This is a genomic window from Wolbachia endosymbiont (group B) of Aricia artaxerxes, from assembly GCF_964026975.1.
Classification (GTDB): Bacteria; Pseudomonadota; Alphaproteobacteria; order Rickettsiales; family Anaplasmataceae; genus Wolbachia.
Map to the genome: position 1 here is coordinate 1,084,160 of NZ_OZ034718.1, position 20,359 is coordinate 1,104,518.

14 protein-coding genes and 6 pseudogenes are annotated in these 20,359 nt (G+C 34.3%); 11 read left to right on the forward strand and 9 right to left on the reverse strand.

Annotation, left to right across the window (positions count from 1 at the left end):
* Nucleotides 1-694: 694 nt before the first annotated feature.
* Nucleotides 695-1,656 (reverse strand): annotated as a pseudogene (gene rhuM, locus AAGE00_RS07960) (RhuM family protein).
* Between the two features lie 648 nt (nt 1,657-2,304).
* Here rhuM and AAGE00_RS04930 point away from each other — a divergent pair.
* From AAGE00_RS04930 to AAGE00_RS04945, 4 genes and pseudogenes are all read left to right on the forward strand, one after another.
* The gene (locus tag AAGE00_RS04930; RefSeq protein WP_265024759.1) at nt 2,305-2,805 is read left to right on the forward strand and encodes a crossover junction endodeoxyribonuclease RuvC; all 501 of its coding nucleotides are present in this window, start codon (nt 2,305-2,307) and stop codon (nt 2,803-2,805) included.
* 70 nt (nt 2,806-2,875) lie between these two features.
* Nucleotides 2,876-4,087, forward strand: a complete 1,212-nt coding sequence (locus AAGE00_RS04935; protein ID WP_230609160.1) for a DNA modification methylase — start codon at nt 2,876-2,878, stop codon at nt 4,085-4,087.
* A 7-nt stretch (nt 4,088-4,094) separates the two neighbouring features.
* The gene (locus AAGE00_RS04940; protein ID WP_230609162.1) at nt 4,095-4,571 is read left to right on the forward strand and encodes a hypothetical protein; all 477 of its coding nucleotides are present in this window, start codon (nt 4,095-4,097) and stop codon (nt 4,569-4,571) included.
* A gap of 3 nt (nt 4,572-4,574) precedes the next feature.
* Nucleotides 4,575-4,923, forward strand: a pseudogene (locus tag AAGE00_RS04945) (ankyrin repeat domain-containing protein); the annotation flags it as partial.
* A gap of 43 nt (nt 4,924-4,966) precedes the next feature.
* On the opposite strand, the gene AAGE00_RS07965 reads toward AAGE00_RS04945, so the two are convergent.
* The 4 genes and pseudogenes from AAGE00_RS07965 to AAGE00_RS04960 all read right to left on the reverse strand — a co-directional run.
* Entirely contained in the window at nt 4,967-5,104 is a 138-nt protein-coding gene (locus AAGE00_RS07965) for an IS3 family transposase (protein WP_353272237.1), read from the reverse strand.
* A gap of 104 nt (nt 5,105-5,208) precedes the next feature.
* Nucleotides 5,209-5,382 (reverse strand): DDE-type integrase/transposase/recombinase, encoded by a 174-nt coding sequence (locus tag AAGE00_RS04950; protein ID WP_230609163.1) that lies wholly within the window; start codon nt 5,380-5,382, stop codon nt 5,209-5,211.
* A 415-nt stretch (nt 5,383-5,797) separates the two neighbouring features.
* A complete protein-coding gene (locus AAGE00_RS04955; protein WP_064085359.1) occupies nt 5,798-6,097 on the reverse strand; it encodes a transposase in 300 nt (99 codons plus the stop codon).
* Between the two features lie 201 nt (nt 6,098-6,298).
* Nucleotides 6,299-6,496, reverse strand: a pseudogene (locus tag AAGE00_RS04960) (IS5/IS1182 family transposase); the annotation flags it as partial.
* Nucleotides 6,497-6,891: 395 nt separating this feature from the next.
* Here AAGE00_RS04960 and AAGE00_RS04965 point away from each other — a divergent pair.
* Entirely contained in the window at nt 6,892-8,652 is a 1,761-nt protein-coding gene (locus AAGE00_RS04965; protein ID WP_230609167.1) for a hypothetical protein, read from the forward strand.
* A 225-nt stretch (nt 8,653-8,877) separates the two neighbouring features.
* Here AAGE00_RS04965 and AAGE00_RS04970 read toward each other — a convergent pair.
* Nucleotides 8,878-9,207: pseudogene (locus AAGE00_RS04970) on the reverse strand (IS481 family transposase); the annotation flags it as partial.
* Between the two features lie 227 nt (nt 9,208-9,434).
* Between AAGE00_RS04970 and AAGE00_RS04975 the strand changes: the two are divergent.
* From AAGE00_RS04975 to AAGE00_RS05000, 6 genes and pseudogenes are all read left to right on the forward strand, one after another.
* Nucleotides 9,435-10,248 (forward strand): annotated as a pseudogene (locus AAGE00_RS04975) (IS982 family transposase).
* A gap of 276 nt (nt 10,249-10,524) precedes the next feature.
* Nucleotides 10,525-11,232 carry an ankyrin repeat domain-containing protein gene (locus AAGE00_RS04980; protein WP_230609168.1) on the forward strand — a complete coding sequence of 236 codons (708 nt, stop codon included), beginning with the start codon at nt 10,525-10,527 and terminating at the stop codon, nt 11,230-11,232.
* Nucleotides 11,233-11,802, forward strand: coding sequence for an ankyrin repeat domain-containing protein (locus AAGE00_RS04985; protein WP_019236409.1), 570 nt, complete (start codon nt 11,233-11,235; stop codon nt 11,800-11,802).
* Between the two features lie 17 nt (nt 11,803-11,819).
* Nucleotides 11,820-12,242, forward strand: coding sequence for a DUF2924 domain-containing protein (locus AAGE00_RS04990; protein ID WP_019236408.1), 423 nt, complete (start codon nt 11,820-11,822; stop codon nt 12,240-12,242).
* A gap of 2 nt (nt 12,243-12,244) precedes the next feature.
* Nucleotides 12,245-13,801: a recombinase family protein gene (locus AAGE00_RS04995; RefSeq protein ID WP_096097267.1), complete on the forward strand. Its 1,557-nt coding sequence runs from the start codon at nt 12,245-12,247 to the stop codon at nt 13,799-13,801.
* Between the two features lie 283 nt (nt 13,802-14,084).
* On the forward strand, nt 14,085-15,044 hold the full coding sequence (locus tag AAGE00_RS05000) for an IS5 family transposase (RefSeq protein ID WP_341815149.1): 960 nt from the start codon (nt 14,085-14,087) through the stop codon (nt 15,042-15,044).
* Between the two features lie 52 nt (nt 15,045-15,096).
* Here AAGE00_RS05000 and AAGE00_RS05005 read toward each other — a convergent pair.
* The 3 genes and pseudogenes from AAGE00_RS05005 to AAGE00_RS05015 all read right to left on the reverse strand — a co-directional run bounded on the left by AAGE00_RS05005 (nt 15,097) and on the right by AAGE00_RS05015 (nt 19,897).
* Nucleotides 15,097-15,924, reverse strand: a pseudogene (locus AAGE00_RS05005) (IS982 family transposase).
* 365 nt (nt 15,925-16,289) lie between these two features.
* Nucleotides 16,290-17,597: a hypothetical protein gene (locus tag AAGE00_RS05010; RefSeq protein WP_019236482.1), complete on the reverse strand. Its 1,308-nt coding sequence runs from the start codon at nt 17,595-17,597 to the stop codon at nt 16,290-16,292.
* 356 nt (nt 17,598-17,953) lie between these two features.
* Nucleotides 17,954-19,897, reverse strand: coding sequence for an ankyrin repeat domain-containing protein (locus AAGE00_RS05015; protein ID WP_341815174.1), 1,944 nt, complete (start codon nt 19,895-19,897; stop codon nt 17,954-17,956).
* Nucleotides 19,898-20,359 lie beyond the last annotated feature (462 nt).

Consider the following 20,359-nt stretch of genomic DNA (forward strand, 5'->3'; position numbering starts at 1 on the left):
TAATAAATAATAACAGTAATAATAAATATAAAATATATTGGATAAATAGAAATGAAGAAGACCTAGAGAGATTACCACAAAACATTACTTAAATTTAATGAAAAAAATACAACCTTGAGGCAATTGCATTTAGTGCGAATTTAAAGTGATTATACGACTCCAGGGTACAATTATACTACCAAGAACTAAGTTACTTATGTAAGGCAGCTTAAAACTCGATTATGAGGCATTTCTAAATTATCTTTTACCTTAAACTTTTACTTGCTACAAAAAACCTCAGCTTATTCTATCATATTTCTTATTTATTGTAAAATACTTTTTCAAAAAAGTGAACAGTTTTTGTAATTTCGGTGAATATATATCACCAGAGCTGGTTATTTTGGAGGTCTTATTGAAATATAACTATTTTCATCTAAAACTCTTAAGTTGAATTTTTAGGTAATCTCTATAAATAATTTGTAGATGAATCTAAAGGAAAAAAGTTTGGAGTTGCTGCTATAAAAGAAGAAACAGAAGCTACCTTAAAATGGAGACAAAGATCAAAATTTATTTATTTACGTCTCCAGGTTTATCTAGTATAATGGAGACAAAGATTTATGTTTTCACTATTTATTGGCAGATAGGGCTTTCTAAAGGGTGGTTCACCCCCCTTGAAATTAAAACAAAAGCAAGATGTCAAACACAGATAGCTCAACTACAAGCTGGTTTTTGTTGTAGTTATTTTCTCACTTTCTTTACTTGCTTTAATTAATTCATCAAAGTCAGATTCATGTAATTTATCTTGTATAACTCTATACTTTTCGTATTCTCCTTCAGCTAGAGCTTTTGCAACTTCAGCACTCAGCATCTTTAAGTACTTCATAATCATTGAACAATAGAAATGCATCCAACTTTTCAACCCAATTCTGCATTTTTATTAGCCGATGCTTTCTTGCTTGAAGTTCCGCATAATCTAGGAAACAATATGCACTCAACTCTTTTTCAGTCAAGTAGTTTTTTGCAGTACTCACATCACTCTTATGAATTTTGTTGCCAGAACCATCTTTCCATGTAGTTAGCCCAATATTTGGTTTTTTGTGGTCAACTCGAGAGCTCTGCTGCAGTTAGGCCATCAATATAATTTATTCTGTACTTTTGCATAAAATTGTTTTGTTATTTCTGAATTTGGATCATAGTCTGCAGAGCATTCAGCATAAATGTCAGTAATCTTCTGGTAAAACCTACGTTCGGATGCTCCTGATTTTTTCAAGTAATTCATTGAAGTAGTCTTTACCAAACTTTGGGCCGTTTTTTAGCCGTTCGCTATCTAATGCAAATCCTTTGATCTTTAAAATTTTCGTAGCCCATACTCTAAAAGATGTAGCCTTTTTAGAATTAACTCGATAACCAATAGCTATCCAAATTATAAAATTGTGTAGGGTACTGTTTACCATCCTCAGCAGTATTCCGGAAAATCCGGATAACTGAATCTTTATCTAACTCTTGACTAGCAAATATGTTCTGTAAATGCTCACTAATTGTTCTAATATTAACATCAAACAACTCCGCCATTCTTTTTTGTGTAAGCCAAATGTTTTCATCTCGATACAAAACATCAATTCTCACATCTCCATCTGGAGTTGTATATAATAAAATTTCGTTTTCATTTATTATCATATCTACTCTACCTTACTTCAAATAGCATATAGGTTATTTGTAAAAAAGACAAGCAACTGTAAAACTCTAAAAATAGAGAACTATCTACTTTATTCTTTAGCTGGTAAGCAGTTTTGAAATTATTTTAACTTTTTTTCAAAAAATCCCGGAAAAAGTAGTAAGAAATCCGGTATATATATATTATAGAAGGGCATTGATGCAGTTTGTGGATGCGCTTCAAATACAAAAACTTTAAGTGTCAATCCGAAACTCGGCAAACAAACATTGAGTAGATTTGTATTTTTTTAGATAAGGTAAAAACTTCGTTTTAAAGCTAGATGTGATTTTATAGATAATTAACAACAGCAATTCACCAAAGAACGCACGTAGTACCCTCTAAAATTTAATTAAATGGCATTGTCGGTAATCTTACTACTGCAGAACAAATCTCCGTTTAAGTCTAACACGATTTTTATCCTTTGCAAAAAAAAAGTGAACAGTTTTCGTAATTTTGGTGAATATATATAACAAGAAAACAACTTTCTGCAGTAGCACATGATTCTCGAATTTCCGTTGTTGGCCAACAAAAAAACTATAAACCGCTTTTTGATAGTACGTTCGAGGAACCAAACGATATTTTGGAATCAGTGCTACTTATAGTTTTAAATAATGTCAATCCTAACACTGGACCTCGGTAAACAGACAGGCTGGGCAATTCTAACAGATGGAGTAATTGAAAGTGGCAGCAAAAGCTTTCATGGTAGCCGTTTCAGTGGAGGTGGAATGTGTTTCTTAAACTTTCGTAATTGGCTTAATTCTTTGAAACATGAGTTCACTGCAGTGTATTTTGAAGAAGTGAGAAGACATCTAGGAACTGATGCAGCTCATTGCTATGGTGGTTTTCTTGCAGTGCTGTCTGCTTGGTGTGAAGAGAACAATATTCCTTACCAAGGTGTTAATGTTAAAACTATAAAACGCTTTATAACAGGCAAAGGCAATGCAAGTAAGAGTGAAGTTATTGAAGCGATACGTGAAAAAAGTTTTTCACCTAGAGATGATAATGAGGCCGATGCTTTGGCATTAATGTTCTATATTAGTAAAGATATTAATAAGACAAAAACCCATAAAAAGTGGGTCCTTTCGGCCATAATGGCGGGTTTGGTGGGTTAGACCTCAGGCCTTCTTTAGCGTCAGACATATTTTGAATATTAACCTTTTAATTATTAAGAATTTAAATTATATGAATTTAGCAATCCACTACTATCCTGTTGAAAACCTCGTCGAATATAAGCGTAATCCTCGTAAAAATGATGACGTAGTAAATAGAATGTGTGCTTCAATCAGGGAATTCGGCTTTCGTATACCAATAGTTGCAAAAAGCGATGGAACTGTGGTTGATGGTCATTTAAGACTTAAAGCAGCAAGAAAACTTGGTATGGAAAGTATTCCAGTAGTCCTCAGTGATAATCTAAATGAACCACAAACCAAAGCTTTTCGATTGCTGGCAAATCAATCAGCTAATTGGGCAAAGTGGGATGATGAGCTTTTGAAAGTAGAAATTCAAGAGTTAGAAGATTTACAGTTTGACTTAAAAATGACAGGGTTTGAATTAGAAAAAGTTCAACATTTCCTTGATGATTTAGATAGTGAAAAAGAAGATCTTTCTGACTTAGTTGTTGATGACAAAAAGGTAGAAATAACAAAACCAGGTGATTTATGGATTTTAGGTGATCATCGAATCTATTGTGGTGATAGCTCTGTAGTTGAATCATATAAAGCGCTGTTAGATGATAAAATGGCAGACATTACTGTTTGTGATCCTCCATATAACGTTGATTATGGTAATAGCCAAGACAAAAAGATATTAAATGATAATCAAGGTGAAAAGTACGAACTTTTTCTCTATGACATCTGTTCCCATATTTTAGCATATACGAAAGGTGCAATTTACATCTGCATATCATCATCAGAGTTTTCAACGTTGCAAAAAGCATTTGAAGAGGCAGGAGGAAAATGGTCAACATTTATCATTTGGGCAAAGAATCATTTTACGCTAGGCAGGTCTGATTATCAAAGACAATACGAAGCAATGCTCTATGGATGGAAAAGCGGCAATAAACGTGAGTGGCATGGTGGTAGAAATCAAAGTGATCTGTGGTTTTATGATAAGCCAACGCATAATACACTACATCCAACGATGAAGCCAGTAGAGCTAATGGAGAGAGCAATAGTAAACAGCAGCAGACCAGGAGACATAGTACTTGATCCATTTAGCGGTTCTGGAAGTACACTGATTGCATGTGAGAGAACAGGAAGAATTTGCAGAACAATAGAGCTAGATTCAAAATTTGTAGATGTAACCATAAAACGTTGGCAAATATATACCGGAAGAGATGCCATTTTAGCCGGTACTGGTAAAACTTTTGCAGAAATTCAAGGAGAAAAACAGTAGGAAAAAAGTGAAAATTACACAAACAGAATGGGCAAGAGAGATAGGAGTATCAAAGCAATATGTCTGTTATTTAGTAAAGAAAGGAATAGTTGAGTTGGAGGATGGTTTGATCAATAGAGAACAAGCAAATGAAGCAGTAGCGGCAATAAGAGATCCAAGTCAGCCACTGAGGAGGAAAAATCCAGAAAACGAAAATACAAGTAACCTTTCCACGATGTTGCTAAAAACTAGAATAAAAAATGAAATGGAACGTGGTAAACTGCTTGAGGCAAAAGCTAGGGCTGAGATTGGTGAACTTGTAGCAGTAGAGGAAGTAAAAACTGAAGCATTTAATGTAGCAAGAGTTGTCCGTAATAATCTGCTTAATATTCCAAATAGAGTGTCAGCACTACTTGCATCACTGAGTGACACTGAAAAGATTCATATGGCGCTAACCGAAGAGATTACAAACTCATTACAAGAATTATCTAATATTAAGTTTTAAATAATGTCTGCTAACTTAAGTTTAGAATTAATAAAGTGTCTAACCTGGATTAGATGTTAATGTCAGAGGATTAAATGGAAAGACACCGCTACATTATGCAGTAGAAATTAACGAGCTTAGTATGGTTGCGCTCTTACTCAATAGGAAAAATATTAATCCACTGATCACTGATGATGATGGTAAAAGTGCGCTCTCTTGTGCAAGAAAAGATAGCTTACTTCATTTAGCTGCGATGTTGAATGAAGCAAATGCTGTAAGGTTTTTACTCAACAAAGGAGTTAATGTTAATGAGCAGAATGCTTTACTACATACACCGTTACACTTAGCATCAGGAGCTGGACATGAAGAAATTGACCTTACCCAGAAAAAGTAGACAGGTAGTTAAGACGTTTTTTTCATGAAAATGATGAATCAAATTTTTCAGGAATGCAATAGTTAATAGTAGAATGTCTACGTTGTTTGTTATAAAAAATTTCTATGTATTCAAATATTGCGGTTCTAGCTTGTTGTGCGGAGTGTTGTGAGGTATCAATGAGTAATTCCCTCTTTAGTGAACTAAAAAAGCTCTCCGAAACAGCATTATCGTAACTTTGTGACTCATGCTAGAAATAATACTTTTTGTATTCAGTAAAAATCTCTAATTTTTAGAGGTGTACTGTGATCCTTGATCGCTATGAAATAGTAGATTTTTAACGGGTTTGCGCCTATCAACAGCCATCAATAAAGCATCTATAACTAATTGCTTATTTATTGAATTACTCATTGACCAACCAACTACCATGCGTGAATATAAATCTATTATTGCTGCCAAATATAGCCATCCTTCGTTGGTGTTTATGTATGTAATCCCATATCTTGTTTGGCTGATCAGTGGTGAAATTCTGATCCAATATGTTAGGAGTTATAACTCTATTGTCTGTTTGAAGTTTCTTAGTCTTAAACCTTCGTCTAAGTTGGGCTTGAATGCCATTTTCCTGCATAACATTTTGCACTGTTTTGATGTTATAATTTTTACCTAAAACCTTTAATTCAGCGTGGAGCTCCGTATCTGCATTGTGACGCTTGATATATCTTTTGAATATCTTTTATGAGCTCTTCTCTTGTTGATTTTTTATTACTTTTTTCCTTAGAAATCCATTTATAATAACCACAAGCAGATACGTTCAAAAACCTGCATAGCTCTCTTATTTTACAGCAGTTTTCATGCTCTTTTATAAAAGAATATTTCACTCTTTTTGGTTTGCAAAATATCCCAGGGCTTTTTTTAAAATATCTCTTTCTCTAGTTACTCTTGCCAGTTCTTTCTTTAAATCAAACTTTTCTTTGTCGCAATGAGCTACTTTCCCTTTTCCTGGAAACGCATCTACTCCAGACATTCTATCATTGTATGTTTTTACCCATCTGCTTAATGAATCACCGCTAATACCCAAATCTCTTGCTATTTTTGCTGATGATTGACCTGTTTCTTTTACTAGTCTTATAGCTTCAATTTTGAATTCTGCTGTATATTCTTTTCTTTTTGTCATACTACACCTCTTTGAAAAAACGTTTTATTTTACTTCAAAAACGTCTTAACTACCTGTCTACTTTTTCTGGGTAAGGTCAATTTTTTATAACAAACAACGTAGACATTCTACTATTAACTATTGCATTCCTGAAAAATTTGATTCATCATTTTCATGAAAAAAACGTCTTAACTACCTGTCTACTTTTTCTGGGTAAGGTCAGTACAAAATTACGCAAAATAACTTATCTTCCAGAGTTGGTAGTTGTGATCTTCTACCATGGCACTTTTTCTGTTTTTCAAGTTTTTTCCACTCAGACCTCACTTTTTCCACCACCTTTTCAAACTCCTCTATAGTTAAACCTGTTATATTACGAAAGTTTCTTGGGTGCTTCTTCATTTTATAGTAACTAAAGCTCATTTTTTACCTTACTTGATCTGCTTATTCTTCTTCTACCTCTCTTACATCACTTTTTCAATCACCTTTTGCAGAAGGTCTTGAGATGAAAATAGTTAAGACCTATATTTGATATCACTATTATAAGAGCATGATGCTTTAAAGGAGTGGAAAACTGCTGAAGTTTTACAGCAAACCTGCATATAGCTGTTTCATACCAAGTTTCATTGGTAGTAGAACAAATGAAAAAGAGCTCTTTTTCCCTCTAATTTGGAGAGTTAAGCAAATTTATAACTTGTTCCATTTTTTTCCAATAGTGAATGTTTGGTATAAAACATTGTTAATTTAAAATAATTGTTGAAGTACTTATGATATTGGCTTACAATGAGCTGAGCACGTATGTTATTAGGTATAAAGAAATGGACAATAGTATAGTTCTCTTCTTGTTAAATTGTTTGAAGAACAAGCTTAAGTCGTTGTTCGATGTTAGTAGAAGTTTGAATGAACAGGTGGATCAATTGCAATCTGTAGCGCTAGCGACAAAAGATGAATTTATTCAAAAGTGTTCCAGTGATAATGATTTTAGAGCTTTATGGAGTTTGTGCTACAATCTGAAAGAATCCTCCGGGCTTGTGTCTTTCAATGCTGAGGATTTTTATAGGCTTGTTTCCTCTGGTGAAGCATTAGGATCAATACCACGATTTGATTCTAATAAGCAGGATTTTGTTAGTCTTTTGGAAAGCTTTTCTCAATCTATCAGTACTTTTTCTTCTATGGTAGAGGGTTTGGAGACTTCCATTGAGAAAGGGGATCGCTTGTACTCTTCCTTCAAAAAGCTAATCCATTCTGTCCGTGATGCTTCGTCAGATGTTTCTAATCTGCTCAGATTTGCCAAATCGGAAAGTAAGGAACAAGTCTTTCGTCGTGCAATTGATCTGTGTTTCCTGGAGATGGAAGGAAGAAAAGTACCTAGGGACATGGGTGCTACTTCTAGAGAGAAATCAAGTTCAGAAAGTAGACCATTCTCTTCCAAAACAGCTGGTAGCGATGAATATAGGACAGTACGTTTTACACGACAAGACTCTTCAAGTAGGAGTGAAAGTTACCGTAAAAGGTTGGATTCTGAAAACTATAAGTCAGTCTCTAAGGACACAGGTGCTATTTCTAGGGAGAAACTAAGATCAGAAGGCAGACTATCTTCGTCTAGAACAGCTGATAGCGATAAATGTAGGACAGCCTCTCTTACACGACAAGACTCTTCAAGTAGGAGTAAAAGTTACCGTAAAAGGTTGGATTCTGAAAACCATAAGTCAGTCTCTAAGGACACAGGTGCTATTTCTAGGGAGAAACTAAGTTCAGAAGGCAGGCCATCTTCCTCTAGAACAGCTGATAGCGATAAATATAGGACAGCGTCTCTTACACGACAAGACTCTTCAAGTAGGAGTGAGAGCTATCGTGAAAGGTTGGGTTCTGAAAACTGTAAGGCAGTCTCTAATGGTGTGGGTGCTATTTCCGAAGAGAAACCAAGTTCAGAAAGTAAATCATCTTCGTCCAGAGCGGCTGATAGTGATGAACATGGGACAGTGCTTTTTACACGACAAGACTCTTCGAGTGGTAATGAAAGTCGTGGAAAGGTGAGAAATAAAAGATGTGAGAGTTTTTCTGATGTTGGCAAGCCATATGATAGAGTAGGAGGCAGAAGTGGCCGTCAAGGTTTTGCGGATAGAGATCACTTTTCAGTGTACCAGCCCCCGCTTTATTTCAACCGTCCACCTGCATTACATCCATTTTTTAGGCCCTTTCACCCCTTTCCTAATCGTTTTCGTCCACCTTTTCAAGGCTTCCCATTTCCCATGTCACGTCACCAGTTCTTGCCTAGTTACCATAGCATGCCTAATCTTTCTAGACGTCCTAATGTTTTTCCTACTTCTCCTCCTGTTTCAGATATTGTTCATGGTAGTACTTCTTTCTTGTACGGTAGTAGTTCTTGCTCTAGAAATGTATCCCCTCTTGCTAGCTCTACTACTAGTATAAGTAATATTGATTCTGATGAAAATGTATCACCTGTTGCTAGTGTAAGTAATGTTGATTCTATATCCTCTCTTTCTGATAACGTTCCCTCTGGTATGTTACAGGACGCACAATGTTGTCAAGAATCTAAGAAGGATCTTGCGCGGTAAAATATCACTTATTGTGAAGAGAGGTCTTGTTGTTTCTGTTCTTGATTTTTTCAGTTAACCTTGTCTATGTGGGTTGAGTTGCATGATGAGCTTGCCTCTTTACATGTATTAACTGCTTCAAGGCATGTAGGATATTACTATTTTTGTATCCGTTCAGGAGATTGGCAGAATAGGATAGACAAGGAATCTAAAAAGATAACCATAGAGCAAAATATATTAAACCTTTTAGATGTATGGCCCCAGAATATGATGGCATGGATTAACTATAAACAACTCTGGAGATTTTGTCCACTTTGTACATATGAATTCAAAAGGTGTTTAAACCCTTGAGAGTTTTAAGTCTTTTCGCATAGTGATAGGCTATAACGAAGTTATAGAGATGCTCTTTAAGTTGTTGATGTGACTTATAGTAATATTTCTTGACTGTTGAATTGTGTTCTATTCAATAAGCTCAACCTGCCCATTAGTTGACTGGTGGCTGACTTTTGTTAAGCGATGTTCGATATTATTTTCTTCATAAACATGATCAAATATATGTTTGAAAGCATAATTATGGTGCATTGAATGGTTTGAGCATCTTTAGTGAATGAGCGTTTTTTCCACTTAACAATAGTTTTGGAGTTGAGGTTATAGTGTTTAGAGAGTTTTGCTATACTATCTTGTATTGCTCTAAGAACCCCAGTTATGGATTAGAAAACAGATAAAAGTAGAATTAATAAAGAGGGAAATAGGGTAAACTCAAGTATTTTAGCAATAATTTAAGAGGTTACCCATGAAGAAAGATATTTTACTGCTGCGTCGAGGATTTTTGTCGTGTAGTAGATGAAAATTTTGCAAATAAGTTCTTATCAAATGGCAAAAAACCAACCAGAAATAGCGCACTCAGAAATACTAACCATAATCCTGTTATACCACCAATCGCCATGTAAAAACTTCAAGGCTTTTTATCTTTGTTACCTTAAGTTACTCTATAGATCAGAATTTTCAAAGATGCCTTCATATCACAGATTTATTGCCTTAAAGCCGAGAGTTTTACGGATTACTTCTTCAATGGTTCTGCGAACAAGCGAAAATCTTCCTACATTGACACTTCTACGATTGCCGTTTGCCACAAAAAAAGAATCTCTAGGAACAAAGTTTTTGATGGTTTAGCAGAAATTGGTAAGAGCACGTGTGGTTGGTTTTTTGGCTTTAAATTGCACTTGGTGATTAACGAAATTGGAATCACTTACTCTAACCAAAGGTAACGTTGATGACAGAAAACCTGTGCCAACTATAACTAAAAGACTGACAGGACTTTTGTTCGGAGATAAAGGCTATATCAAGAAGGAGCTCTTTGAGGAACTCTTCGATAGAGGTTTAAAGCTTGTCACTAAAGTGAAAAAAGGCATGAAAAACGCACTAGTCTCACTAAAAGAGAAGATTTTATTGAGAAAAAGGTCGATTATTGAGACAGTCTTTGGTTGTTTAAAAAATAAATTTGAGCTTCGGCACAGATCGCCAATAAATTTTCTGGTACATATTTTTTCTACATTAATTTCATATTCCATGCAGTCAAAAAAGCCTTCTATTTCTAAGTTTTATTGCCTTGGTTAATCCATAACTGGGGTTTTAGTATTTTACCCAGGAGTACTGAAATGGCACGAACATCGACATTTGCACAGAAGTTGGAAAAGTAGTCAAGTTGTATCTATAATAAGTTAAGTACTTATATTTAGATCCTCATATATTATATTAATAATAGGTTAAAATGTATGAAATAAAAAGAAAAGGACTTGCTTTCTCATGCTAAAAAGGACATGACTTGAATAGCAGCAGGTAAATATAAGAAATTTGTCTGGCGCTAGAAAAGCTAATTTTGTGAGGTATGAAATGAGTTTTAGCAAGAGTAAGTTTTTTAAAGAAGTATCAAGTAACGGGTTTAAAAACATTAATAAAAGAAATGAAGAAGGAGAGACGATCTTGCATCAAGCAGTAGAAATCTCTGATTACAAAACAGTAAGGTTATTAATAAAAAAAGGAGCAGAGGTTAATGCAAGAGACAAAAATGGTTATACACCTCTGCACTGTGCAGTATTCGCAAAAAGTTTAGAAAATGTAAAAGTGCTGCTAAGGTCGGGAGCAGAAGTAAATGCCACTCAATATGTCACTGGATGTACGCCACTGCACTCTGCGTGCAAAATAGGAGGAGCAGGAGTTGAAATAATAAAAGAGCTGGTAAAGGCTGGAGCTGAAGTTAATCAACTGAATAAGTACGGAGCAACGCCAATGTATTACATATGGGAAAGTGAAAAGTATCGTCTATGTGATAGCAAAGAGAGTGAAAAGGCGAGTAAATTTTTGAGAGAAAAAGGAGGAATAACAAAAAGTAGAGAACTGACCTGCTATGGAATAGAGGGGCTAGTGGGAGAAATAGCAGACATGTTGAATGGAAGCTACATGCCGGAGCTAAAAATAATAGAGATAGGAGAAATAAGGAAAAGAGACAAATCACTAATAAAGGAGGAATGTCAAAATTTAGCAAGCAAGATAATAAGCCAAGTGAATGAAATGATTAATGAGACAGACTTAAGGTGGTAAATGGGTGGGGTAACTAAGATGTTCAATTTAAATAAGAGATTGGAAAAATTAAAGAAGAATTCATTTTATGTAATAAATGAAAAAGACGAAGGTGGTAATACAGTATTGCATCTAGCAGCACAATTCTCTGATGAAAAAGTAGTCAAGTTACTGATAGAAAGGGGAGCAGAAATAAATATAGAAAATAATAGCGGAGATACACCGTTACACCTAGCAGCATTTCTGGGAAAGGTAGAAAATATTAAGGCACTGATAAAAGGAGGAGGAGAAGTAAATGCTAAAAATGATGGAGGATATACGGCATTACATTGTGCAAGCATGATGAGCTGTGAAAAAACGGTAAGGGAGCTAATAAAAGCAGGATCAGATGTAAATACTAGAAATTATATAGGAAGGACGCCACTACACGGAGCAGTATTTATGAGGGAGATAAAGAACGTAAGAGCAATATTAGAAGCCAGGGGAGATGTAAATGAGAAAGATGATAAAGGATATACACCGATAGATTTGGCATATATGGGAAATAGCGAAGAGATCATGAGAGAATTAGTAGAAGGTTATGGAAGTTGATTGAGAAAAGGAAGAAAATGGTAGAAAAGGAAGTGTTGTTATTAGAGAGAAAATCGTTATCAGAACTGAGAAAAATATGGAAGAAGGTATATGGGGAAGAGGCACCTAAACATTCAAAGAAATATCTGATACCAAGACTATCATATAGAATGCAGGAGGAAGCATATGGAAAAATGTCAAGAAAAGGGTCAAAAAGACTAGAGTATCTGGCAGATCGACTAGAGAAGGGAAAAAGAATAAGTAGTGACAAATTGCCAGTAGCAGGAACAGAGCTAATATTAGAGAGAGGGGAAGAAACGCATGCGGTAATGGTAACAGACAAGGGTTTAATCTACCGAGAAGAATTTTTCACATCATTGTCAGCAGTAGCCGGAAAAATAATGGGAATGAGTTACAACGGACCTTTATTATTTGGAATGCGTGATAAAAATGGAAGTTGAAAATGCTAAAAGAAGTAAGATGCACGATATATACGAGAAAGTCAAATGAAGACGGTCTAGAACAAAAGTTTAACAGTTTAGATGCGCAGCGAGTAGCATGTGAAAAGTACATAAAGAGCAGAGAGGGTTGGGTAGTATTGGCCAAAAGGTACGATGATGGAGGTTTCTCAGGAAAGAATTTAGAAAGACCAGCAATAAAGGAATTATTTGAAGATGTTAAAGGAGGAGAAGTAGATTGTGTGGTAGTGTATACTCTGGATAGGCTATCAAGGGAGACAAAAGACAGCATTGAAGTAACATCATTTTTTAGAAGGCACCGAGTAAATTTTGTAGCAGTAACGCAGATATTTGATAATAATACGCCAATGGGAAAGTTTGTACAAACAGTGTTATCAGGAGCAGCACAGCTAGAAAGAGAGATGATTGTAGAAAGGGTAAAAAATAAAATAGCAACATCAAAAGAGCAGGGATTATGGATGGGTGGAACTTTACCGCTTGGGTATGATGTAAAAGATAAAGAATTAATAATAAATGAAAAAGAAGCAAAAATAGTAGGGCACATATTTGAAAGATATTTGGAGCTAAAATCAATGGCAGAATTGGCAAGGGAGTTAAATAGTCAAGGATACCGGACAAAATCAGATATCTTTAAAAAAGCGACGGTAAGGAGAATAATAACAAATCCAATATATATGGGAAAAATCAAACATTATGAAAAAGAGTATGAGGGAAAGCATGAAGCAATAATAGAAGAAGAAAAGTGGCAAAAAGCGCAGGAATTGATAAGGAATCAACCATATAGAAAAGCAAAATATGAGGAAGCACTGCTTAGGGGAATAATTAAGTGCAAGAGCTGTGATGTGAATATGACACTGACATATGCAAAAAAGGAGAATAAGAGATATCGATATTACGTATGCAACAATCATTTAAGGGGAAAAGGTTGTGAATCAGAAAACCGAAATGTAATAGCAGGAGAAGTAGAAAAAGAAGTGATGAGGAAAGCGGAGCAGATATATGAAAATTGGAGAGAAAAGACCGAAGAAAAATGGGAAAATTTAAGTTTTGGAAAGCAGAAAGAAGTAGTGAAAAAGTTAATAAAGGGAGTAATGATAAGAGAAGATGGAATAGAGGTACATTCTGAGTCAGAGGAAACATTTATACCAATAAAAAAGAAAGGAAATAAATGCACAGTAGTAGAGCCAGAAGGGAAAACAAATAATGCACTACTGAAAGCAGTGGTGAGAGCTCACCTATGGAAACGTCAGCTAGAAGAGGGAAAGTATAGAAGTGTTAAAGAGATGAGTGCCAAAATTAATATAGGTACAAGACGTATACAGCAAATTTTGAGATTAAATTATTTAGCTCCAAAAATAAAGGAAGACATAGTAAATGGGAGACAGCCAAGAGATTTGAAGCTAGCTTATTTAAGAGAAGTACCAATGTTATGGAGTGACCAATTGGAGAAGTTTTACGGCTTAGAATCTCAATTTACAAAAGCAATAGGCAATGGAAAAGACTATGTGCCAGAAAACCAATACTTTAAAACAAAGAATTAAGGTAAACTAGTTTTACAGGAACTGATACTTAACTATGTAATAAAAATAGTGATAATCTTAAACATACATATGAAACGATTCCAGAACTCCAAAGTTATTGCGTAAGAACCTGATAGCCCTTCTCCCGCTGAATCATGTGGTGGGTCTGATAAAACCCCAACTATGGATGGCTTTGTTGCATAGCTAGTGTTGGTTGAGGTTATTGTAAGAAGAAAAGCTTTTTAATATATGGCTACTAACGAATTTTGTTGTAAAATAGGCATTTTTCAAACAAGTACAACTTATGCCACAAAAAATGAGAGTAAGTAACCAAAGAGAATATAACGAGTTTCTCAAAAAAAGAGGAAATGTTTTTCATTTTGTTAATCAAGCCATAGAAAATTGGTATGAAAATAGTCCAAAAGTTGCAGGTGGCAATAACACTTATAGTGATAAAGTTGTAATTTTAATACACATAATAGTTCATCTTTTTAGAATTGGCTTGAGACAAGCTGTAGGTTTTGTAAAAGGTTATATGGTACAAATAGGCAAAAAACTTAAGATTATCAGCTATACACAAGCTTCCAGAAGATTTAAAAAGCTTAATTTGAAGATTGATGACCATAGAAGCAATAAAGATGATCTGGAAAATGTTGAAATTGCCGTAGATAGCACTAGAGTTAGTATCTACAATAATAACGGTGGGCATAGTAAGCTTAATATTCGAAAAAGAAAATACAGTGGTTATGGTCAAGTAAGAAAATTACATGTTGTTTTAAACATAAATGATAAGAAAGCAATAAGCATGAACTACACTAGTGGTGTTGCTGTAGACTATTTGCCGGTCTGCGATATGTTAGAAGAAGTCAGTGATAAATATAACATTTGTTCTATTCGAGCAGATGCGGCTTATGATATAAAAAGTGTGTATAAAGAATGCAGAAAATACAATATTGTGCCTATTATTCGCCCTAGGAAGGATACTAAAATTTGTTTAGCTGACTACTTATCAGAAAGAAACAAGTATATTAGTAGAATTAGGTCATATGAGAATTATGAAGATGGTATTAATGAATGGAAGAAAAAAGTTAAGTATGGAGCACGGTCTTATATTGAAGTCTTTTTCTATAGGTTGAAGCAAATATTTGGGTTTGGCTTGAAAAATAAATCAGAGGTAAATCGTGAAAAAGAGCTGTTAATTAAGTGCTACTTATTGAACAAATTTACTGATATAGGTATGGCTGAATTTAAATTAGCTGCGTAAATTCACTGTGATTTACATGCCTATCAGTGCTATGCAACAAAGCCACTATGGATTAGCCAGCAAAGAAAGGCATAGAAATAGAGGGCTTTTTCGACTGCATGGAATAGGAAATCAGAACAGAAAAAACATGAATTAGGAAATTTGTTGGCGATCTGTGTCTTGTGTGCTCAATCTCAAATTTGTTTTTCAAGGAGTCGAAAACAGTCTCAACAATCGATCTTTTCCTTAGTAAAATCTTCTCTTTAAGTGAAATGAGTACGTTTTTCATACCTTTTTTTACTTTAGTGACGAGTTTTAGGCCTCTATCAAAGAGTTTCTCAAAGAGCTCTTTCTTTATATAGCCCTTATCTCCAAACAAAAGTCCGGTCAGTCTTTTAGTGAGAGTTGGCACAGGTTTTCTGTCATCAACGTTACCTTTGGTTAGAGTAAGTGATTCCAATTTCATTAATTACCAAGTGCAATTTAAAGCCAAAAAACCAACCATATGTGCTCTTACTAATTTCTGCCAAACCATCAAAAACTTTGTTCTTGGAGATTCTTTTTTTGTGGCAAACAGCGATTGTAGAAGTGTCTATGTAGGCAATACCTGTCATTTTTGCTTGTTTGCAGAACCATTGCAAAAGTAATCCATAAAACCCGTGATTTAAGAGCGATAAATCGGTCATATGTTGGCAATTTAGAAAACTCAGATTTATAAAGTGGCAGATAAAGTAGGTAAAAAGCTTTGAAACTTTTGCAAGGGGATTGATGATATAATAGAATTATGGTGAGAATTTCCGAAGTCCGTTATTCTAGTGGGTTTTCTTCCTTTTGATAGGAGCATATTAGCAAAATTATCATCGACTGTGCGACAAAAATCCTCGACGCAACAGTAAAATATCTTTCTTCATGGGTAACCTCTTAATTATTGATAAAATACTTGAGCTTACCCTGTTTTCCTCTTCTTAGCTGCACTTTTATCTCTTTATTTAATCCATAGTTGGGGTGATAAAGGAAATTCTGTAGGTATCACAAAAGTCAATTCAATCAAACACAAAAGGCTATACCTATAAAAGAATAAACATCAAGAGAGAAAAATAATTTCTTTAGAAGAATCTCTAAATTATTAAGTCAACACTTATCCCCCTACTATTTCTTCTCACCTTGAGAGTATAGTTTATACCTAAGAAAATCTTACTTTGAAGATACATCAATTTTTTTACCCTCCAAGACCTTTCTTTTGTTTACTAATTTTAGTTGACTTCATTAACACACTACTATTTCTTTCGAAGCTCCCACCTTTTGCAGCTGGTCTAAACTATCGATTGGCCTCATAAGAGTAGATGGGACACCTGATTCTTTCACTACAAAATTTGATTGTTTAATAGTTTCAGCTGACTCTATAAGTATTCTACCGTTTCTTTCAAAACCTTTATCGTTAACAGCTTGTAGAACACTTTTTCCTCCTAAAAAGCAGCTTTCTCCTAGACTTGATTTATCTTTTAATTTGTTAAACTTCTCCTGGTTCTCTCCATCAAGCTTTACTTTTATTATATTACTATCACTAGGATACAGATGAATACTAATCTCGCCTACTTCAGTGGTAAAGGACATTTCAATGCTATCTCCTAAGACATCTGTATAATTTCTTTTTCCTCCTATATTTTCAACTCTTACTATACTCTCTCCAATCTGTAGGATGCTACTTTCTATACTAAAGTTTTCATTCACCTTACTATTCATAACCTTTCCAACTTCAACAATACTGTTTTTTGGCCACCTAAAAAGAACAAGATTGTTATCTACTTCTACTTGCAGATCATCATCTTGAACTTGTTCATTCTTATTTATTAAACCTTCATATGCGATACTTTTCAGTTTGTCCTTAATTTTTTTACACTCTGTAAAAATAGGCTCATCACTTCCCCACATAGTTTCACCTATCATTCTATCATTGTAAAAATCAGACTCTATTTTTGCACCTGCTAATAGCAGCTTATTGACAATATTGAATAAAGGTTCTAAAGCCTCTTCCCACTCATCTATTGCCTCTTCCCCATTGTCCTTATAACGTGATATAGTAGTAGGAGTTATACGCATAACACTGCTAGCATTAGCAATGTCAATTATTTTTTTAAATATAAAATTCGACACACTACGTTCATAGTGATCACAGCGTAAATTTAGCTTTATTTTTCTTTTCAAATGTTCATCTATTAAACGTTCCATCTTTTCTAGAGTGACCTTTGCAGAACTTTCGTATCTATTTTCATGAAACTCTTTCATTATACTTTCCATCTTGTCATGAAATTCATCAATCGAAACTTTTTCGCTTTCAGTTAACAGATTTGCTAAATTCATTAAAATTGAGTTCTCTGGAATAAAAGAACTTTCAACAACAGTATTGTTGTCTTCAACAACGGACTCATGCCAGTCATCAGTTTGTTCTTGATCTAACAATGATGGACTAGGCTCCAGAGTTTGCTGACCAAAACGTTCCATGTGCTGTTCTTCAGTAGCTAATCCACCATTTGCATGAACTTGCTTAGTTCCTAAAATATATTCTAATATCATAATCCCTCAATCTATAGATATATTATGTACATAATTAGCATGAATAAAAGCTAATGCAAGTATAATTTTTCTAATACCAATTTCCGTTAGTTATGAAACACATGAAAAAGAGCTGTTTTTGCCTATAATTGAGAAGTTAAACAAATTTATCATTTGCGTTCCCAACAATGAGTGTTGGTATTAGCTGCATGATGCATACGCTACTTTTAAATTTGATCAAACTTAACTAAAAAAGTAGTGATTTTCAATAATTTACCTACAATCTAATTCATAGTTGGGGTTAGAACAGTGTTACAGAACTTGATTATATACTAAAGCATAATCACTCTAGATGCAAAAGTGGTTAGCTGCATAATTTACCTAGCAATTTCTCCCCTAGAGTCAGAAACTCTTCTTAACTCTTCACGTTCTGTCCATTTGTTGTTAGACTCGCTTATTACTTCAGGATGCATTAATCCACCAGATCTAGCAAAAACACCTTGATCTATAGCTTCAATAACCGATAAACCTCCCAATAAGCAATTTTGCCCTATTTCTTCATGACTTGCTATTTCTTCAAATAGATCTTCATCGCTCACTTCTACTCTTATCAATTTTTTATTGTTCTCATCAGGATATAATCTAACTTCCAATTCTCCCAAACTAGTATAGAAAGTTAATACTATACTGCTGCCTTCTGTAAGATCTGTATAATTCCTTATGCCATCTTCAGTTTTAATTTCTACTTCACTATTACCGATCTTTACTATATTTCTTCCACACTTTACATCTCCATCTGTTAGACCTAAATCCCTTGCCCCATCTGTTATCTTTATAATGTCTATTTTACTATCTTTAGAATATTCTAAGTAAAAAACGGAGTTGTCTACTCTTGCATCTTTTAGCTCGCTATTGGTTGCACTTTTTGCGATTTCAATAAACTTATGAGAATTGCTAATATAATCTCTATAAGCTTTTTTTAGGTTAGTTTTATGCTCTTTAAATTCTGATGTCAGTGTGTTAGCATCAACTGTATTACCAAACACTGCCCCTTTTGATACTAATTGACATATTATATTACTAGCAACTTTAGGATTTTTTTCCAACTCACTGATTTTTTTCATCACATAATCGGTAAAAGTGTACTCATTACCTGAAAAGAAATCTTGTGAAAGAGAATAGTTTAATCGTACACCAGACTTTATAGCATCGTTTACAATCTCTTCAAGTTCAGCCATGTTTTGAGCCTGAAACACCTTATCAGAAAACTCATTTAACTTTTCCTTTTGATTTGAGGTTAAATTAACGAGTAATTTACTGACCTGTCCTTTCTTTTGCTGACGATAAATAATATTTTTATCATAATCTAATGCTCCTGCTTCTAGAAATATTTTTCTTAACTCTTGAGCAAGATCTTCATTGTCCCAAGCAAAACGTTCAACATATGAGAACACTTTTGACTCACCCATTCCGTGCCGAATATTTAGCACCACTTTTAGGTCTGAGTCTCTTTTATGCTTACTTAAAAACTCCTTTAAATTTTTAGTGCAGTCTGAATCTAGTGCAAGTAAGTCATACAATTCCTTATTCATCTTTTTCTGTTTATCAGTTAAAAATAATTCTGCTATATTATAGCAGAGTTTATTAGTTGCTATTTGTTGTGGAGTTTTACCCTTTCTACTTGTTATATTAGGGTTAGCTCCTTTTGAGAGGAGAGAGTTTGTATTATCGTAATGACCTTTGGCAGCAGCAAGGCATAATGGTGTTTTTCCTTTATTATCTTGTATGTTAGGATCTGCGCCTGCTTCTAAGAGTAAATCTATAGCCTGATTTCCTATGCGACGAAATCCACCAATATTTGCTCCTGCAATCGCATGCAATACTGTTGATTGAGATTCTCCTCTTCTTAGGTTAAGAATCACTTTTAAATCTTTATTGTTTTTATTATCATGTAAAAATTCTTCAAGGGGCTCAGTATTATCAAATGAACCACAGTTAGAAGCTAAACATTTTAGAGCACTAAGTAACTTTTTGTTTAAAATTTTTTGACTTGGCGTAAGATCATGGTCCAGAGCAAACCAAACACAAATTTGTTCACTTAATCCAAGTTTGCTATCTATCAAAGATAATGGTTCATTATAGTTTCTGACTGATGGTAAGTCTCCTGAGTACCACATATCATTCATCAGCTCATTTAATAAATGCTCTTTAGATGATAGATGTTCTATAATGGACTCATATTCGAAATCATATAGTTCTGATTTGGATTTTGGCTTTAGTAGATTGATGATAGATTTTACCATCCCAGTAGACTCACTCATACTTACCCCTTAAGCTAAGATATATGATATATTGTATGCGATATGTAACATTAAGTCAATAACCATAATCTTTTTACTGCTCACGTCGTTAAGCTTTTGTTAAGTTTTTATGGTGAGTAACAATGGAGTATATAGAGAGGTTAAAAGTTGCTTATGACTCCAAATTTGAGCTAATTTTACTATAAATCAACATGGTTAAGACCTATACTTGATATCACTACTATAAGAGCATGATGCTTTAAAGGAGCACGGAAACTGCTGAAGCTTATACAGTAACCTGCGGAGCCACTTCAGCAGAATAAACAAACACATGCCAGTATTAGTAGAGAATTATTTATAAGTCAACTAACTTTTTCAAAAATATTTTAGCAAGAACATCAGTGTTGTGAAAAAAAGTTCAAAACCTTCCAGCCTTGGTAACTATTTACACAATACATACTTTTAGCTCTTAGCTATCTAAGG

Bases quoted from the DNA above. Each gene is read 5' to 3' on its own strand.
- AAGE00_RS05015 (WP_341815174.1), bottom strand. From the start codon at position 19,897: ATGAGTGAGTCTACTGGGATGGTAAAATCTATCATCAATCTACTAAAG.
- AAGE00_RS04965 (WP_230609167.1), top strand. From the start codon at position 6,892: ATGGACAATAGTATAGTTCTCTTCTTGTTAAATTGTTTGAAGAACAAG.
- AAGE00_RS04990 (WP_019236408.1), top strand. From the start codon at position 11,820: ATGGTAGAAAAGGAAGTGTTGTTATTAGAGAGAAAATCGTTATCAGAA.
- AAGE00_RS05010 (WP_019236482.1), bottom strand. From the start codon at position 17,597: ATGATATTAGAATATATTTTAGGAACTAAGCAAGTTCATGCAAATGGT.
- AAGE00_RS04955 (WP_064085359.1), bottom strand. From the start codon at position 6,097: ATGACAAAAAGAAAAGAATATACAGCAGAATTCAAAATTGAAGCTATA.
- AAGE00_RS04995 (WP_096097267.1), top strand. From the start codon at position 12,245: ATGCTAAAAGAAGTAAGATGCACGATATATACGAGAAAGTCAAATGAA.
- AAGE00_RS04930 (WP_265024759.1), top strand. From the start codon at position 2,305: ATGTCAATCCTAACACTGGACCTCGGTAAACAGACAGGCTGGGCAATT.
- AAGE00_RS04935 (WP_230609160.1), top strand. From the start codon at position 2,876: ATGAATTTAGCAATCCACTACTATCCTGTTGAAAACCTCGTCGAATAT.
- AAGE00_RS04980 (WP_230609168.1), top strand. From the start codon at position 10,525: ATGAGTTTTAGCAAGAGTAAGTTTTTTAAAGAAGTATCAAGTAACGGG.
- AAGE00_RS05000 (WP_341815149.1), top strand. From the start codon at position 14,085: ATGCCACAAAAAATGAGAGTAAGTAACCAAAGAGAATATAACGAGTTT.
- AAGE00_RS04985 (WP_019236409.1), top strand. From the start codon at position 11,233: ATGGGTGGGGTAACTAAGATGTTCAATTTAAATAAGAGATTGGAAAAA.